We start from the raw sequence: 14,998 nt of genomic DNA on the forward strand, positions 1-14,998 counted from the left end.
ATCTTTTGCGTTTGAAGCAGTGAAAAAAGCTTAGTCTGTTGCTTCTTCCATCTCGTCAGTTGTTTCTTCAACTGCGTTATCAAGGTTTTCACCAGCTTCTTCGAGCGGACCGTCATTTGAGTCGCATGCGGCAATTGTTGTAAGCGCAAGACCAGCGACAAGAAGTGGGCGTAAAAGCATGATATGTCTCCTCTTAAGTTGCATCTGATCAACGTGGAGGGGGGCCAATGGTTCCCTGCTTCAGAGCGTAAATGTTCCTAATTTACGTGGTGCAAATCGCGTACCCTCATACGCATGGGCAATCACCTGTACCTGCCCGTTATTGAGCTGGATTTCATTAAAGCTCGGTGGCCATTCGCGGAGCCTGTCAGAGAGTGTGCCAGCGCCAATCGCAAGATATTGGCCACCTTCTTCACGCCAGTTCTGGATCGCCGGCTGGTGAACATGCCCGGTGAACAACATGCGTACGTTACTTTTCGCGATTGCCTGGCTGGCGCGCGCGCCGCGCTTTGTGCGTGTCGTGAGCGGCGCACCCGGAACCGGGCGAAACGGGTGATGGCAGACAAGCGCTTTCAATTCTGGCGTATCGCCGAGTGCATCCTGAAGATCATCAAGATTCACCGAGCCTTCGGCCCAGTTTCTGCGCACTTGCCAGCCACGCGCCGTGTTCAGCCCCACAATTTTCAAATCAGGGAATTTGAGCGTCTGCATGTCCTCGCCGAACAGTTCACAGAACCGTTTAAAGGGCTCATGCGCCCGCGCATACAAATTCAGCATGGGGGTGTCGTGATTACCAGGCACTACGATTTGCGGCAGCGAAATTTGAGACAGCCAGTCCCGTGCAGCCTCAAACTCACTCGTCTTGCCGCGCTGGGTCAGATCACCCGCGACAATGAGAGCATCCGCCTGAAGTGAATTGATTGCAGAGATGGCCGCTGTGATAGCTGGCTTGCACTCCCTGCCGAAGTGAAGGTCAGCGACCTGTATCAGCTTCATCATTAGCTTCGAGCGCTCCAGACCGTCGCAGCCTCCGGACAAAAAGCGATAGAAAACGGCGATTTCAGTTCGCGCGGCTCGCCATCCAGTGTCACAGAAACCGGCTTATCGTCTTTGGTCGCAATATCGATTTCACGGACAGTGCGATGCTCGACGCCATTAGCCGTCTTCCAGTTTCCAATCAGACTCTCGACACTCATCTCGACGAGTTGAGCGAGATTGTCAGGATCAATACTCGCTACATCGAGACCGGGCGTATCATCTTCCGGAACGAATATTCCGAGGGCTGTCGCATCCCAGTTTTCATCTTCACCCTGCACTTCGAGGCGGGTTTTGAGATTTAGCACGTCATTCCCGACAAGTGTTTCAACGGCGGATCCAACTGCTCCGGTACGCAAGTGTTCACGAGAGTGGGCAAGACGCGTCAGACGACCGATGAGTACTCCCACATAACACATCTGATCCCCGATCTGCATGCCCGCGAGAGGCTTGGTCTGTCGGCTCTCCAGAGCATTACTCAAGCAGTCGCGCCATTCGCAGTCATTGCCATGAATATGCTTCGGCAGAAGGTTCATGGTTCCGCCTGGCAGCGGCAATACGGGAATGTCTGCCCGGCACGCATGCGAGAGGACAAATGAGATCGTACCATCTCCGCCCCATACGATGATGCCATCGCATCCCGTCAAATCCTGCTGCCTCCATACATCCTCGAGGTCAGCGCCCTCGACAGAATACATATCGAACTCATGCCCGAGACCGGTGAGTTCCTCGGAGATCAGAACATCTCCATTATCTGGAACCGAACCTGAGCGCGTATTTACAATGACCGAGAACTTCATGGATGTGAGATTCCGAATGACCGGACAATTCTCCCTTTAAAACAAACGTGTACGCTCGCAATAACGCCGCAGCTTCAGGAAAGTTCCAATAATAAAAATCGGAACCGATGCCCTTTCCGGCGGTTGTTTTCGGCATAGGCGCAGTCACCGCGTCGCAACACTAAGGAGACACATCATGCTCGGTTGGGCACTTGGATTTTTCATTCTGGCGATTATCGCCGCTGCATTCGGTTTTGGTGGTATTGCGGGCGCTTCCGCAGGTATCGCACAACTTCTCTTCTTCGTATTCCTCGCGCTTCTCGTGATTACATTTGTTGCCCGCGCGGTCCGGGGTCGAAGCGTACTATAGAGTACGCAAACCAGACGCACTTTAATTGAGGCTCCTTTTCGGAGCCTCTTTTACAAAGCAAAGGGAACACATCATGTCCGACATTCAATCTTCAAATTCGAGTTCAGACCTTCTTCTGATCATTATCGCCATCCTGCTTCCGCCTGTCGGCGTTGCACTCGCCCGCGGTATCGGTGGCGCATTCGTTCTGAACCTCATCCTGACCATTCTCGGTTACATTCCTGGCATCATTCATGCCGTCTGGGTCATCGCGCGGCGATAAACACCAGACCGATCCAACAAGCGCGCTCCGGCGCGCTTTTTGCGTTGTAAGACCGGTTCAGCTATAGGCGTCGAAAAACCTTTGCGCATGACCGACCGGACCTTCTTGAAAACATGCTGACACGCGACACCTATCGTTTCTCGGTTGCCCCGATGATGGACTGGACCGACCGGCATTGCCGCGCCTTCCATCGCGAATTGTCAGCCTGCGCCCTGCTCTATTCTGAAATGGTCACCGCCGATGCCGTTATTCATGGCGAGCGCGAGCGACTGATCGGCTATTCCGATGTTGAACATCCACTGGCGCTGCAGCTTGGCGGCAACGAACCGGCTAAGCTCGCTGAAGCTTCAAAAATTGCAGAAGACTTCGGCTATGACGAAGTTAATCTGAACTGCGGCTGCCCGTCTGATCGGGTCCAGTCCGGAGCCTTTGGCGCGTGTCTGATGCGTGAACCGCAGCTGGTGGCCGACTGTCTGGCCGCCATGCAGGACGCCGTCAAAATCCCAGTTACAGTCAAACACCGGATTGGCGTCGATGAGGACGAACCGCGCGAGCGCCTGTTCGGGTTTGTCGAGACCGTATCGAAAAATTCGCCCTGCACTGTGTTTCATGTTCACGCTCGCAAAGCCTGGCTGAAGGGCCTCTCTCCGAAAGAGAACCGCGAAATTCCGCCACTGGATTACGACCTCGTCCATGAGCTGAAGACGGCTTATCCCGATCTTCTGATTACTCTGAATGGCGGTCTGGAAACTGTAGAACAAAGCCTGCCCCACCTTGATCATCTTGATGGGGTGATGCTTGGCCGCGCCGCCTATCATGATCCGACCATTCTTTTGCAGGTCGACAGCGCAATCTATGGCGCACCGACCCGACATGACGACATGCTGGATGCACTGAAAGCCTATCGCGCTTACATCGTCTCCGAGCTTGCGAAGAACACTCCGCTGCACGCCATTACCCGCCACATCCTTGGTGCATTCAATGGCCGCCCAGGCGCGCGCCTCTGGCGTCGTCACCTCTCCGAGAACGCTCCGCGACGCGAAGCAGACATTCAGGTCTTCGATGAAGCCCTCGCTATCGTGGAAGAACAGAGAGCCCGCGCAGAAGCCGCGCAAGAGGCACGATCGGCCTGATCAACACCACGCGAGCTCTCCGAAGCTTGATCAACTCTAAGCTTGCCTAAGCCTGCGCACGCTGCAAATAGAGCGCATGATTGAAGCGCTTACTCCTTATCTGCCAATGCTGGCAGCCCTTGTCGCGGCCGGTGCGTTTGCTGGTCTGATTGCCGGTCTGTTCGGAATTGGTGGCGGCGTTGTGATCGTCCCGACGCTCGCCTTTGTCTTCACCCAGCTAGGCTATGAAAGCGTCGCCATGCACGCTGCCATTGGCTGTTCGCTTGCGACTATTGTTGCGACCTCCATCCGCTCGGCCATGTCTCACCATAAGCGCGGCGCCGTCGATATGGATGTGGTCAAAGGCTGGGTGCCTTGGATCATGGTTGGCGCGGTCGCCGGTGCCGCCATTGCGGGTTATCTGCCGGGCCCTGCCCTGCGCGGCATATTCGGCGCCATCCTGCTTCTGGTGTCGCTGCAATTTATTCTGGGTCGTCCGGACTGGAAGCTGAGAGACAGCCTGCCAACGGGTATTGGCCGTTTTTCAATCGCCAGCGGCCTCGGCGCGCTGTCAGGCATTATGGGCATTGGCGGCGGTGTGTTCGGCGTCACCCTGATGACGTTGTGTGGCCATTCAGTTCACCGTGCTGTCGGCACAGCGGCGGCCTTCGGTGCCGCAATTGGTCTGCCAGCCGCTATTGGCTACGGCTTCACCGGTTTCGGCGTAGACGGCCGACCACCCCTCTCAATCGGATATCTGAATATCCCGGCTATTTTGGTGATCGCATTGATGACAACCAGCCTTGCGCCAGTAGGTGCCATGCTCGCGCACAAGCTCAACGCGAAGACACTCCGCCGCGTCTTTGGATGCGTCATGATCCTCGTTGCGCTGAATATGGTGCGGATCGCACTCGGCTTCTAGCGGATGCTTATTCGCGGATAATCATCGAGCTGGACCTCACTTCATAGCTGTGAAGCTTGCCCATGAAGCTCATGCCGAGCAGTGACTGCTGAAGATCTGATTCCAGTACCAGCGCTTCCACGTCTTCAACTTCGACATTGCCGACCCGGATTTCGTCGAGCAGCACGAATGCGCCTCGCGTGCCACCGCCAGCCGTGCGGACTTCATACTGATAATCCAGCTCGTCCAGATCTACACCGATGCGACGCGCATCATTCCGCGTCAACGCGACCATGCTGGCACCGGTATCAACCATAAAGCGGACGCGGGTACCGTTGATATTCGTATCTGCCCAGAAGTGATTGTCATCGCCCTTGCGTAGCACTGCCGCATTCGGGCCAGGCGCCTCGGGACGGAAAGACGCGCGGCGCTCTTCTTCTGCAGCTTCAGCCACAGCAGCGCTTTCACTCGCTTCGATCTGGTTGTTTGCGCGTATCGCAACCGCAACGCTAACACAGACAACGATGAAGACGGGGATCGCAACTTTCATCATGATTTCAGAGTGTCCTTACCCGAGTTTGCCCATTTCGCGCAGTGTTTCCAAACGCGCTTCAGACTCATCTATAACGGCATCTCGTTGCTGATCGGTATATTTCGTCCATTGACTTATCTCTTTCAGAGTCCGGGCGCAGCCAAGACACCAGCCTGTCGGACCATCAATGACGCAAACTTTGATGCACGGGGATTTTACTGGAGTGACACTCATGCGGGCAGTTTTCGCCTATGGCGCGTTTTCCCGCAAGTATGTTTCAGCTCGTAACAGGAATGTCACAGACTATATTTAAGGCCGGACCAGCCGATGCAACCGTTGCATTCGCAGTCATATCCTCCATAACGGCACCAAACAGACCAGAAGTGTATCAATGACCGGCGATATTCCTACACCACTCGAAGACGTTCGTGACCTTGTTCTGAACCATCCCGTTGTAGACCTGCCTAAGGACTATAACTCCGATGGTAGTATGCGCCGTTCCAAATATGGCCGCATCGAACGTCTTGGTGAATGGATGGCGGCATGCCAGCGCCGCGAGAAGCCAAAGCTCGAGAAATCCACCATTGCGCTGTTTGCCGGCACACACGGCCTCGCTAAGCATGGTGTCTCTGTCTCCGATTCAGGCGCGACAGAAGCCCGCGTAAAAGCACTTCAGGAAGGCAAGCTGGCGGCAAACGGTCTGGCTGCCATGTCGAATTCTGCGCTGCGCGTGTTCGAACTTGCGCTGGAATTGCCAACGAAAGACATCGCAGAAGCGCCTGCCATGTCTGCGCAGGAATGTGCGTCCACAATTGCCTTTGGCATGGAAGCAATTGCTGAAACACCTGACGTGCTTGCTATTGGCGTGCTGGGCGTCGGCGGTGGTACAGCCGCGGCAGCTGTCGCAAACGGACTCTATGGCGGCGATCCGCAATACTGGGTCCGTGCTGGTCAGGGCGTTCCGGAAGAAGTGAATGTGGCCCGCGCAGATGTCATCCAGAAAGCGCTTCAGGCGCACCGTCATCATCTGAACTCACCGCTCGAAATTCTCCAGCACCTTGGCGGCCGCGAACTGGCAGCCTGTGTCGGCGCAATTATCGCCGCGCGCCATCAGGGCATTCCAGTGATTCTCGACGGCTTTGCCACAGCTGTTGCTGCGGGCGTTGTTCACGCCATCGAGCCGCGCGCGATCACACATGTCATTGCCGGTCAGGCGACAAATCGTCCCGCTCACCAGGCGATTCTTGATCGTCTGGAAATGGAACCGCTGCTCGATCTGAAAATGCAGGCTGGCGAAGGCATGGGTGGAATGCTCGCAATGCCGTTATTACAGGCCGCTAGCATCGTTGCGAATTCCGGTAAAACAGAAAGCTGATAACCTACGGGCATAATCAGACGATTTGTCCTAATCTCCCTCGAATTAAGGCCTTCCCCCTGCGGCATCTTGAAGGCATAAGACTTCGACATATTATGACGCACTGAGACGTCATGGGAGAAACACATATGAACCTCGATTTTTCACCTGAGGACATTGCCTTTCGCGAAGAGGTAAGAACCTTTATCGAAGAGAACTACCCTGAGGACATCAAGGGTAAGCACCGCGAAGAACTGACAAAAGAGCAGTTCCTGTCGTGGCACCAGATTCTCGGCAAAAAAGGCTGGTCTGTACCATCCTGGCCGACTCAGTACGGCGGTACTGGCTGGACACCGACACAGAAATACATCTGGTCAGAAGAGAATGCGCGCGCGGACACAATCATGCCGCTGCCATTCGCAGTCTCAATGGTAGGTCCGGTAATCTACACATTCGGCAGCCAGGAACATAAAGACCGTTTCCTTCCGGGTATCGTCGATGGCACAACATGGTGGTGCCAGGGCTTCTCCGAGCCGGGCGCTGGTTCCGACCTTGCTGGTCTGAAAACAACAGCTGTACGCGACGGCGACGAGTGGGTTATCAACGGCCAGAAAACATGGACGACACTTGGTCAGCACGCTGACTGGGGCTTCTTCCTCTGCCGCACAAACCCAGACGTGAAGAAGCAGGAAGGTATTTCCTTCATCCTCGTCAAAATGGACACTCCAGGCGTTGAAGTTCGCCCGATCATCATGACGGACGGCGGCCACGAAGTGAACGAAGTCTGGCTTACAGACGTTCGCGTTCCTGTCGACAACCTCGTTGGCGAAGAAAATAAAGGCTGGACTTACGCGAAGTTCCTGCTCGCTCACGAGCGTACAGGTATCGCAGGCGTTGCTCGCTCCAAGCGTGGCATTGAGCGTCTCCGCGAGATCGCATCTACAGAATACGACAACGGCAAGCCACTGATCGAAAATCCAGACTTCGCAGAGAAAATCTCGAAACTGGAAATCGACCTCACAGCACTCGAGTTCACAGAACTTCGCGGCCTTGCAGCTGTCGCAGCTGGTAAACCACCAGGACCTGAATCTTCCCTCCTGAAGATTAAAGGCACCGAGGTTCAGCAGCGTCTGACAGAGCTCACAATCGAAGCTGTTGGCAATTATGCGGCTCCATACTTCCGTGGTTTCCCGGAAGAAGGAGGCAACCGTTTCCCAATCGGGCCGGATTACGCGCACCACGCGCTGCCGGAATACCTGAACATGCGTAAGACCTCCATCTACGGCGGTTCTAACGAAATTCAGCGTAACATCATCGCAAAGGCTGTTCTGGGGCTTTAAGCGCCCCGGCAGCTTCGCAACAGATACAAAAATAAACCCGATTTTGGGGAGATATACTCGTGGATTTTAGCTTCACAGAAGAACAGAACATGATCCGGGACTCTCTGTCCCGCCTCATCAAAGACCAGTACGACTGGGAAACACGCAACAAGGTCATCACATCTGAGAGCGGCTGGCGTCCGGAAATGTGGGCTCAGTTCGCTGAACTCGGCATTCTGATGGCTCCATTCTCCGAAGAAGATGGCGGCCTCGGCGGTAACGCGGTCGACGTTATGGTTGTTATGGAAGAGTTCGGTAAAGGCCTCGTGGTCGAGCCTTACGTCCCGTCTGTCGTTCTCGGCGGCGGCTTTCTGAAGCATGCTGGTTCTACAGCGCAGAAAGAAAACTTCCTCGCACCAATGATGGGCGGCGAAGTTGTTCTGGCATTCGCTTACGCAGAACCAACATCACGCTTCAACCTGAACGATGTCACGACAACAGCTCGTGCAAACGGCTCTAACTACGTCCTGAACGGTCAGAAATCTGTCGTTCTCGGCGCACCTTGGGCAACGCACCTGATCGTGTCTGCACGTACATCAGGCGACCGTTTCGATGACAACGGCATTTCGCTCTTCATCGTACCGAAAGACGCAGCTGGCATTTCTACGCGCGACTACCCGACAATGGACGGTTACCGCGCGTCAGAAGTCTACTTCGAGAATGTTGAAGTTTCCGGCGACGATATGATCGGCGCAGAAGGTTCTGCTCTGCCACTCATCGAGAAAGTCTGTGACGAAGGCATCGCGGCGATCTCTGCGGAAGCATGTGGCGCAATGGAAATCGCGAACGCTGACACGCTCGACTATGCGCGCCAGCGTAAGCAGTTCAACGTGCCGATTGCCTCTTTCCAGGTTCTCCAGCACCGCATGGTCGACATGTTCATTGAACAGCAGCAGTCCATGTCCATGACCTATCAGGTCACGCTGCGCCTTGAAGAAGACGAAGCGACTCGTAAGAAAGCTGCATCTGCGACGAAAGTTCAGATCGGTAACTCTGGCCGCTTCATCGGTCAGGCTGCGACCCAGATCCATGGCGGTATGGGCGTAACTGACGAGCTTCGCCTCGGTCACTACTTCAAGCGTCTGACGCTTATCGACACCCAGTTTGGTAACGTTGATTACCACCTGCGTCGCTATGCGAACCTCGCTGAAGGCGTTGTGAAGGCAGCTGCAGAATAACTGCACTCGCATCTTGATTTAAATGCCCACCTCGACTTCGTTGAGGTGGGCGTTTTTCTGCCGGGAGTCATTCATGTTCAGCAAGTTCAGTTCAGCCACAGCCATGCTTGCAGCCTTTGCCTGCACCGTCGGAACCGCATGGGCTGAGAACGCGCCGAACCTGCCTGTCGGTACGCGCCTCGCGTATGAGGTCACCGAAGCAAATTCGGTGTCAGACCGGATCGAACTTCAAGTGATCGGCGCGCAAGGCCTGTGGACGATTTATCTCGGCGATCCGGGCGGCCATGAATTCTACTATGCAGAGACGGCGTTCGGCCTCTTCTCTTCGGATTGCCTCCACCCTGAACTGCCAACAGACGAACGCATTGCTTCAACACAGCAGACCATTCGTGATCTTGAGGCTGCAGATGCGCTCGATTTCACAATTGATGGCACCACGCAACGTGTAGAAGTCTCCGAAGCCTTTCCGTTTGATCCAACCAGCCTGGAGACAGAGCCGACCAGCGCGCGGACTATCACCGTCACTCATTCCGAATACGACACGCCGATCATCTACACGGCGGATTCCGAAACCGGCATCGTCTATCGCGCACAGTGGACAGAAGGCTATTTCGACAAGCTGGTAGAGCTGGAACCAGACGACGCAGCCGCACTGGAAGCCTTTAGCGCAGAAGACCTCCAATCGGTCTGCCCACCGGTTTTCACCGTGCGAGAGAGCACCGAGTAAGCGCGGAGCCCACCAGCTTGTAAAATCCCGCCAGCCTGTCATCCTCTCCCCTGAAAGACGTTTCACAGGGGGAATGCAATCATGTCAGCACTTCGGGCGATGCTCATTGCGGGGATGACCGGACTCGCAACACCAGCACTGGCTCAGGACGCGGTGCCAACGCTTGTTCCGGGCAGTACCTATCATTATGACAGCATTAGCCCTGACTTTGAGAACTCCAGCTTCTTCCTACTGTACCTCGGTTCGGTGGGCCCCTGGAACGTCTACATGCGTCGCAGCAGCTATGGTGACACGGACTATTACGCTGAGCCGGTTTATGGCCTCGACTACGTCGATTGTGCAGGCCAACTCATCACATCGCCCGAAGACTTGGCCTCAGATCTAAGAAATCTGGCCACGCTGCCAGAAGGTGACGTCATGACTAGAGCGGCTGGAACAGAAGCAGTGCGCCAAATAGGTCCAGTTGAATATACTTCCAGCTTTTTCCCCGGTCAGACATTCGCTGCGCAGAAGATCGTAATTACTTATGAGGAAGAAGGGGAAAGCTTCGATACAGGCTTCACCTACGCCACTGATGGCGGTGTCGGCTTGGAAATCGACTGGGGCGAAGGCGAGAAGGACGTGCTCACCAGCTTCAGCATCGCTGCGACGCCTGCACCACCGCTATCTAGACAACGGGTGATGGAGCTTTGTCCTGTACTCATCGACTATTACTCGGACGACTGAGGATCATTCACATGCGATTCAATACATGCCTCGCCATCGCAGCGACATCACTCGCTATCTCAGTGCCTGCTTTGGCGCAGTCCACCGGCAGTACGCCGCCCCCGCCCTGCACAGATGAAGCCTATCACCAGTTCGATTTCTGGCTCGGCGAATGGGAGGTTTCCGGCCCGAACGGAAATCTGGCTGGCCACAATACGATTGAACGCGCTGAAAATGGCTGTCTCATCACCGAAAACTGGGTGAACACGGCCGGTGGCACGGGCCAGAGCCTGAACTTCTACAACCCGGATACAGGCCTCTGGCGTCAGGTCTGGGTCAGTGCCGGCTCAATCATCGATTATACCGGTGGCCTGACTGAAACTGGCTCTATGAAGCTTGAGGGCACGATCACCTATCACGGTAATAGCACGAGCTTCCCCTTCACCGGCGAATGGACACCGAATGAAGACGGCTCCGTTACCCAGCATTTTGAACAATACAATCCCGACACCGAGGACTGGGCTGTCTGGTTCACCGGGCGCTATGTCAAAATCGAAAACAAATAATGTAAGCCCGCTACATATTGCATTTTGCGCCCAGTCGGGCAGAACCAAGCCAGCATAATTGGGAGTGAAACATGCAGGACCTGCTTACAGTCGAGAAGCGCGGCAAAATTGCCATCATCACAATCAACCGTCCGGACCAGCTGAACCCTTTAGGCAAAGCGGGCGACGGCGATGCTTTTGTGGAAGTCACTAAGGAACTGGCAGCTGACAAAGAGCTGCGCTGCTGCATTCTCACTGGCGCGGGCCGTGCCTTTTCAGCGGGCGGCGACCTGAAAGCCATGAAAGAGCGCACAGGCGCATTTGGTGGCACACCGGCTGAAGTCAAAGAAGGCTATACCGGCAACATCCACAAGATCGTGAACTCGCTCTGGAACTTCGAACTGCCCCTCATCGCGGCGGTAAACGGCCCTGCTGTTGGCCTTGGCTGCGACGTTGCCTGTATGGCGGACATGCGCATCATTGCTGACAGCGCTCGTTTCGGCATGTCTTTCCTTCGTATCAACCTGATCCCGGGTGATGGCGGCTCTTGGCTGATGCCACGTATTGTTGGCCTGTCCCGTGCGTCTGAGATGATCTTCACCGGCACAATGTACGATGCTGATACCGCGATCGAATGGGGCTGGGCATCGCAGAAAGTCTCCAACGAAGCTCTGATGGACGCAGCTATGGAGCTGGCAGAGAAAGTCGCTGCGCAGCCACCTATGGCGCTGCGCGCTGCAAAAATGCTGCTCCGCAAGGCGCAGAACGCAGATTATGCGACCATTATGGAAATGTCGGCCGCCCAGCAGGCGCTGCAGCACCATACAGACGACCATATTGAAGGTGTTACAGCGCTTCTTGAAAAGCGTGCGCCAAACTTCACCGGGAACTGATTTCCTGACACGCTACTGACAGAATGCTGTCAGCAGTCTCGCGCTAAACCTCCTCTGTAGATCATACAGAGGAGGACATCACATGATCGCCTACGCAACCATCGGCGTATCTGACCTGAAGCGCGCTTACCCGTTTTACCAGGCACTCGCGGACGAGCTTGAGGCCCAACATTTTCTGGGCTCTCTGGACGATTCCTTCATTGCATGGGTCGGTCCGAACCATGAACCGGGTATCGGCATCACCCTGCCCTATAACGGTGAGCCACAGACTGTGGGCAATGGAATGATGATCGCGCTGGCCGCCAAAGATCCGGCGCAAGTCGACCGACTGTATGACATTGCCATCGCTCAGGGCGGAAGCTGCGAAGGCAAGCCCGGACCACGCGGCGACAATTTCTATGCCGCATATTTTCGCGATCTTGATGGCAATAAGCTGAACGCTTTCGTTCAGACGGTTTAACCGCCCTGCTCTTCCTGTTGGTGGCTCAGGGCAGCATTGAACTGAGCCTCCGACGCAGCATTGAAGCGCTGCAGCGCGCCCGCTTCGACGAAGGCAAGCTCTTCGCCTGCTAACAGGCGCTCATAACGGTCCAGCATGCCGAACATGCCTGAGTGGAACGCAAGAAACACATCAGCATCAATGCTACGCACCCGCTCGAACGAAGCGCGATAGTCATCAACCATGCCCGGATAGCTTTCCGGCGCGATGCGCTGCCCACCAAGGCTGGTGCTGCAGTGGAAGAATGCCGTGTGCGGGTTTCCGTCTTCATCGGTCACATCCATCAGCCATGAGGTACAGCCCGGCGAATGCCCCGGCATGACAACAGCCGTCAGCGTTGTATCACCGAGCGTTAGCTGATCGCCGTCCTGAATGATTTGATCCACACGAACGGGCGGAAATGGCATTGTGGAAGTTGGCCCGAAATCGATAGCGCCCGCTTCAAGGATTGGCGCGTCTTTTTCGCTGGCGACCATTACTGCATCCGAAGCCTGCTGCAGAGCCGCAAGGCCGCCTGCATGGTCAATATGGGCATGGCTGTTCAGAAGATAGCGAACATCGGCGATGTCATAGCCAAGCGCAGCAATGTTCTGGAGGATCATTGGCGGACTTTGCGGCAAAATTCCATCGATCAGAAAGTGCCCCTCATCTGTCGTGATGAGATAAGCACTCACGCTGGCTCCGCCCACGTGATGGATATTGTCGATCACGGTGAACGGCGCGTGCGGTGGCGCGAATACGCGCATCGCATCAAGCACAGGTGACTGGATGGCAAACTCGATTTCGTCCGGTGAAGCCAGAGGCGCGAGATCATCGCCCTCACCTTCAGATATCGGGACCAGAATCTCAGCATCTTCGACAGGCTGTGGCTCGGGTGCGTCCTGCGCGCAGGCAGCCATCATCATGGCCAGCGCCAGTATAGAAATCCGATTCATATATGCGTCCTCCGTTTTGCGCATATGCAGCCTGAATGCGGACTTTTTGTTGTTCGTATTCCGCCGGCTCAAAGGTTGTTTTCAGGCAATCAGCGCGCTGATGCCAATGCCGCAACACGGCGAATGAGCTCGAATGTGAGCGGGTAGACCACGCCGGACACATCGCCCTGGTTCCAGCGACGCTGGAACGCCATTACGACCTTCTCCGTCTGCTCATCAAATGCGCCAGACACCTCGATCGGATAACCAATCGCCAGCAAGTCCTCCTGGAGACCCGTCACGCCCTTACCCTTGGCGCCGAGCTTTATCGGCGCGTCTTTCTCTGAAAGCTTTGTCGGCTCCCCCTCTTTCGGCAGCTCAGGCCAGAAGCCTACGCCGCGTGCCGCGAATTCTTCCCACGGGAAATGCTCGCCCGGATCATCCTTGCGGTCAGGCGCAATGTCGGAATGGCCGACGACGCGGTTCATCGGAATCTTATGGCGCTCGATGATGGCGCGGCTGAGTTCGATCACCGCTTCGATCTGCACGCGCGAATAAGGCTGAAGGCTGCCATCTGGTAGTTTCACATTATGACCACCATTGACGATCTCGATCCCCACGGAGCGCGAATTGAGGTCCCCATCGCCCTGCCAGTTCGACACGCCCGCATGCCATGCACGCATATCCTCCGGCACGAGCTGATAGATAAACCCGTCCACATCCACCATATAGTGCGCGGAAACCTGCGCCTTCTCGTCCCGCATACGATCAAGTGCGGACGGGCCATCCTCCATGCCGGTATAGTGCAGCACCAGCATATCCACCGGAAAGCGGCGCTTATTCTGGTTGGGTGACGGAGCCTCGATGATCTTCATGTGCCACTCAGTAGTTTCTTAGCTACCGAAGCTAAAGGGAATTTGCTGTTCGGGCGCAAGGCAATGATCAGAACACCCAGCAGGGAAACCACACCGCCGATCAGAAATTTGACAGTGATTGTCTCTCCAAGGATCAGAACACCAAAGGCCACGCCCCAGATCGGCGTCATGAGCGTAAGTGGCGAGAGAAGCGTCATTTCATGGCGGGTGATGAGCCAGTAGAAAGAGCCGTGCCCGAAGATAGACACGCCAAATACGGCGAACAGCGTCGCCAGCCAGATCAGAAGGCCACCATCCATAAAGGCCTGAAACTGGCCTGTGACCCCGCCCTCAAAGCCATTGAGCAAGGCTGAAACAACCAATAGAGGCAAACAGGACATTGCGCCCATCCATGCCTGCATATGGATCGCCGGCATCGGTGTGATCTGCTTCATCATGATCGCACCCATAGCGCCAACAAATGCTGATCCAATCACAAAGAACAGACCGACTTCCATATTGAAGCTCGCCGGATCGACCGTGATGACAATCACTCCGAGGAAGGCCAGTGCGATACCGAGCCCACGTCTCCAGCGGACTTTCTCGCTGAGGAAAATGATAGACAGAATGGTCGTAAACGGGACACCCAGCTGACCGACAACCGCAGCCGCACTTCCGCTTGCATTGGCGAGGCCTATAAATAGCAACGCAAAATGGGCCGAGCCCATACATGTCGCGATCAGGAACAGCTTACCCAGATTTTTGGGCACGCGCCTGAACAGAATTGGCAGCAAAACCAAAGCGATAAGGCCGAAGCGAAGCGCCGCATAGAACACCGGCTGTACATCAGAATTCAGGAACACCCATCGCGTGACGATGACATTCAGTCCCCAGACCATGCACACAAGGAAGAGCAGTCCGAAATCACGGATCGGCATGTCTGATCATCTCCAGAAGCT

General features: G+C 55.4%; 20 protein-coding genes. 12 read left to right on the forward strand and 8 right to left on the reverse strand.

Going from position 1 to position 14,998, the window contains the following annotated elements:
• Positions 1–30: 30 nt before the first annotated feature.
• From P1U45_RS15430 to P1U45_RS15440, 3 genes are read right to left on the reverse strand one after another with little or no spacing between them, the layout of a single operon-like run.
• Positions 31–180, reverse strand: a complete 150-nt coding sequence (locus P1U45_RS15430; protein ID WP_022696093.1) for a hypothetical protein — start codon at positions 178–180, stop codon at positions 31–33.
• A 60-nt stretch (positions 181–240) separates the two neighbouring features.
• Positions 241–999: a metallophosphoesterase gene (locus P1U45_RS15435; protein WP_301059863.1), complete on the reverse strand. Its 759-nt coding sequence runs from the start codon at positions 997–999 to the stop codon at positions 241–243.
• Positions 999–1,835 (reverse strand): diacylglycerol kinase family protein, encoded by an 837-nt coding sequence (locus P1U45_RS15440; protein WP_301059865.1) that lies wholly within the window; start codon positions 1,833–1,835, stop codon positions 999–1,001. Before P1U45_RS15440 ends, P1U45_RS15435 begins: the two co-directional genes overlap by 1 nt.
• Positions 1,836–2,010: 175 nt before the next feature.
• Here P1U45_RS15440 and P1U45_RS15445 point away from each other — a divergent pair, with 175 nt between their 5' ends.
• From P1U45_RS15445 to P1U45_RS15460, 4 genes are all read left to right on the forward strand, one after another.
• Positions 2,011–2,184, forward strand: a complete 174-nt coding sequence (locus tag P1U45_RS15445) for a DUF1328 domain-containing protein (protein WP_022696090.1) — start codon at positions 2,011–2,013, stop codon at positions 2,182–2,184.
• A 73-nt stretch (positions 2,185–2,257) separates the two neighbouring features.
• A complete protein-coding gene (locus P1U45_RS15450) occupies positions 2,258–2,446 on the forward strand; it encodes a YqaE/Pmp3 family membrane protein (protein WP_022696089.1) in 189 nt (62 codons plus the stop codon).
• A 113-nt stretch (positions 2,447–2,559) separates the two neighbouring features.
• Positions 2,560–3,579: a tRNA dihydrouridine(20/20a) synthase DusA gene (gene dusA / locus P1U45_RS15455; RefSeq protein ID WP_301059866.1), complete on the forward strand. Its 1,020-nt coding sequence runs from the start codon at positions 2,560–2,562 to the stop codon at positions 3,577–3,579.
• Between the two features lie 76 nt (positions 3,580–3,655).
• Complete coding sequence (locus P1U45_RS15460; protein ID WP_301059867.1) at positions 3,656–4,480, forward strand: sulfite exporter TauE/SafE family protein; 825 nt, start codon at positions 3,656–3,658, stop codon at positions 4,478–4,480.
• A gap of 7 nt (positions 4,481–4,487) precedes the next feature.
• Here P1U45_RS15460 and P1U45_RS15465 read toward each other — a convergent pair whose 3' ends face one another.
• Both P1U45_RS15465 and P1U45_RS15470 read right to left on the reverse strand, forming a co-directional pair.
• Positions 4,488–5,012, reverse strand: coding sequence for a TIGR02281 family clan AA aspartic protease (locus P1U45_RS15465; RefSeq protein ID WP_293608755.1), 525 nt, complete (start codon positions 5,010–5,012; stop codon positions 4,488–4,490).
• Between the two features lie 15 nt (positions 5,013–5,027).
• The gene (locus tag P1U45_RS15470) at positions 5,028–5,225 is read right to left on the reverse strand and encodes a DUF1289 domain-containing protein (RefSeq protein ID WP_293608756.1); all 198 of its coding nucleotides are present in this window, start codon (positions 5,223–5,225) and stop codon (positions 5,028–5,030) included.
• 157 nt (positions 5,226–5,382) lie between these two features.
• Here P1U45_RS15470 and P1U45_RS15475 point away from each other — a divergent pair, with 157 nt between their 5' ends.
• From P1U45_RS15475 to P1U45_RS15510, 8 genes are all read left to right on the forward strand, one after another.
• A complete protein-coding gene (locus tag P1U45_RS15475) occupies positions 5,383–6,366 on the forward strand; it encodes a nicotinate-nucleotide--dimethylbenzimidazole phosphoribosyltransferase (protein WP_301059868.1) in 984 nt (327 codons plus the stop codon).
• Positions 6,367–6,494: 128 nt separating this feature from the next.
• Positions 6,495–7,685 carry an acyl-CoA dehydrogenase family protein gene (locus P1U45_RS15480; protein WP_293608758.1) on the forward strand — a complete coding sequence of 397 codons (1,191 nt, stop codon included), beginning with the start codon at positions 6,495–6,497 and terminating at the stop codon, positions 7,683–7,685.
• Between the two features lie 59 nt (positions 7,686–7,744).
• On the forward strand, positions 7,745–8,902 hold the full coding sequence (locus tag P1U45_RS15485) for an acyl-CoA dehydrogenase family protein (RefSeq protein WP_293608759.1): 1,158 nt from the start codon (positions 7,745–7,747) through the stop codon (positions 8,900–8,902).
• Between the two features lie 73 nt (positions 8,903–8,975).
• Positions 8,976–9,629, forward strand: coding sequence for a hypothetical protein (locus tag P1U45_RS15490; RefSeq protein WP_301059869.1), 654 nt, complete (start codon positions 8,976–8,978; stop codon positions 9,627–9,629).
• An 81-nt stretch (positions 9,630–9,710) separates the two neighbouring features.
• Entirely contained in the window at positions 9,711–10,355 is a 645-nt protein-coding gene (locus tag P1U45_RS15495) for a hypothetical protein (protein WP_301059870.1), read from the forward strand.
• A gap of 11 nt (positions 10,356–10,366) precedes the next feature.
• Positions 10,367–10,900: a hypothetical protein gene (locus tag P1U45_RS15500; protein WP_301059871.1), complete on the forward strand. Its 534-nt coding sequence runs from the start codon at positions 10,367–10,369 to the stop codon at positions 10,898–10,900.
• A 71-nt stretch (positions 10,901–10,971) separates the two neighbouring features.
• Positions 10,972–11,772, forward strand: a complete 801-nt coding sequence (locus P1U45_RS15505) for a crotonase/enoyl-CoA hydratase family protein (RefSeq protein WP_301059872.1) — start codon at positions 10,972–10,974, stop codon at positions 11,770–11,772.
• An 82-nt stretch (positions 11,773–11,854) separates the two neighbouring features.
• Positions 11,855–12,232 carry a VOC family protein gene (locus P1U45_RS15510; RefSeq protein ID WP_293608765.1) on the forward strand — a complete coding sequence of 126 codons (378 nt, stop codon included), beginning with the start codon at positions 11,855–11,857 and terminating at the stop codon, positions 12,230–12,232.
• Here P1U45_RS15510 and bla read toward each other — a convergent pair.
• The 3 genes from bla to P1U45_RS15525 all read right to left on the reverse strand — a co-directional run bounded on the left by bla (position 12,229) and on the right by P1U45_RS15525 (position 14,977).
• Positions 12,229–13,206 (reverse strand): subclass B3 metallo-beta-lactamase, encoded by a 978-nt coding sequence (gene bla / locus P1U45_RS15515; protein ID WP_301059873.1) that lies wholly within the window; start codon positions 13,204–13,206, stop codon positions 12,229–12,231. The two genes, P1U45_RS15510 and bla, sit on opposite strands and share 4 nt — an antisense overlap.
• 89 nt (positions 13,207–13,295) lie before the next feature.
• A complete protein-coding gene (locus P1U45_RS15520; protein WP_301059874.1) occupies positions 13,296–14,060 on the reverse strand; it encodes an N-acetylmuramoyl-L-alanine amidase in 765 nt (254 codons plus the stop codon).
• Entirely contained in the window at positions 14,057–14,977 is a 921-nt protein-coding gene (locus P1U45_RS15525; protein ID WP_301059875.1) for a DMT family transporter, read from the reverse strand. Before P1U45_RS15525 ends, P1U45_RS15520 begins: the two co-directional genes overlap by 4 nt.
• Between the last annotated feature and the right edge of the window lie 21 nt (positions 14,978–14,998).

It is taken from the genome of Ponticaulis sp. (assembly GCF_029210165.1).
GTDB lineage: Bacteria > Pseudomonadota > Alphaproteobacteria > Caulobacterales > Hyphomonadaceae > Ponticaulis.

Excerpts from the sequence above, each read along its gene's own strand:
- bla (WP_301059873.1), bottom strand. The coding sequence starts at position 13,206 with ATGAATCGGATTTCTATACTGGCGCTGGCCATGATGATGGCTGCCTGC.
- P1U45_RS15505 (WP_301059872.1), top strand. The coding sequence starts at position 10,972 with ATGCAGGACCTGCTTACAGTCGAGAAGCGCGGCAAAATTGCCATCATC.
- P1U45_RS15445 (WP_022696090.1), top strand. The coding sequence starts at position 2,011 with ATGCTCGGTTGGGCACTTGGATTTTTCATTCTGGCGATTATCGCCGCT.
- P1U45_RS15475 (WP_301059868.1), top strand. The coding sequence starts at position 5,383 with ATGACCGGCGATATTCCTACACCACTCGAAGACGTTCGTGACCTTGTT.
- P1U45_RS15430 (WP_022696093.1), bottom strand. The coding sequence starts at position 180 with ATGCTTTTACGCCCACTTCTTGTCGCTGGTCTTGCGCTTACAACAATT.
- dusA (WP_301059866.1), top strand. The coding sequence starts at position 2,560 with ATGCTGACACGCGACACCTATCGTTTCTCGGTTGCCCCGATGATGGAC.
- P1U45_RS15500 (WP_301059871.1), top strand. The coding sequence starts at position 10,367 with ATGCGATTCAATACATGCCTCGCCATCGCAGCGACATCACTCGCTATC.
- P1U45_RS15440 (WP_301059865.1), bottom strand. The coding sequence starts at position 1,835 with ATGAAGTTCTCGGTCATTGTAAATACGCGCTCAGGTTCGGTTCCAGAT.
- P1U45_RS15490 (WP_301059869.1), top strand. The coding sequence starts at position 8,976 with ATGTTCAGCAAGTTCAGTTCAGCCACAGCCATGCTTGCAGCCTTTGCC.
- P1U45_RS15525 (WP_301059875.1), bottom strand. The coding sequence starts at position 14,977 with ATGCCGATCCGTGATTTCGGACTGCTCTTCCTTGTGTGCATGGTCTGG.
- P1U45_RS15520 (WP_301059874.1), bottom strand. The coding sequence starts at position 14,060 with ATGAAGATCATCGAGGCTCCGTCACCCAACCAGAATAAGCGCCGCTTT.
- P1U45_RS15465 (WP_293608755.1), bottom strand. The coding sequence starts at position 5,012 with ATGATGAAAGTTGCGATCCCCGTCTTCATCGTTGTCTGTGTTAGCGTT.
- P1U45_RS15460 (WP_301059867.1), top strand. The coding sequence starts at position 3,656 with ATGATTGAAGCGCTTACTCCTTATCTGCCAATGCTGGCAGCCCTTGTC.
- P1U45_RS15435 (WP_301059863.1), bottom strand. The coding sequence starts at position 999 with ATGATGAAGCTGATACAGGTCGCTGACCTTCACTTCGGCAGGGAGTGC.
- P1U45_RS15495 (WP_301059870.1), top strand. The coding sequence starts at position 9,711 with ATGTCAGCACTTCGGGCGATGCTCATTGCGGGGATGACCGGACTCGCA.
- P1U45_RS15510 (WP_293608765.1), top strand. The coding sequence starts at position 11,855 with ATGATCGCCTACGCAACCATCGGCGTATCTGACCTGAAGCGCGCTTAC.
- P1U45_RS15470 (WP_293608756.1), bottom strand. The coding sequence starts at position 5,225 with ATGAGTGTCACTCCAGTAAAATCCCCGTGCATCAAAGTTTGCGTCATT.
- P1U45_RS15480 (WP_293608758.1), top strand. The coding sequence starts at position 6,495 with ATGAACCTCGATTTTTCACCTGAGGACATTGCCTTTCGCGAAGAGGTA.
- P1U45_RS15450 (WP_022696089.1), top strand. The coding sequence starts at position 2,258 with ATGTCCGACATTCAATCTTCAAATTCGAGTTCAGACCTTCTTCTGATC.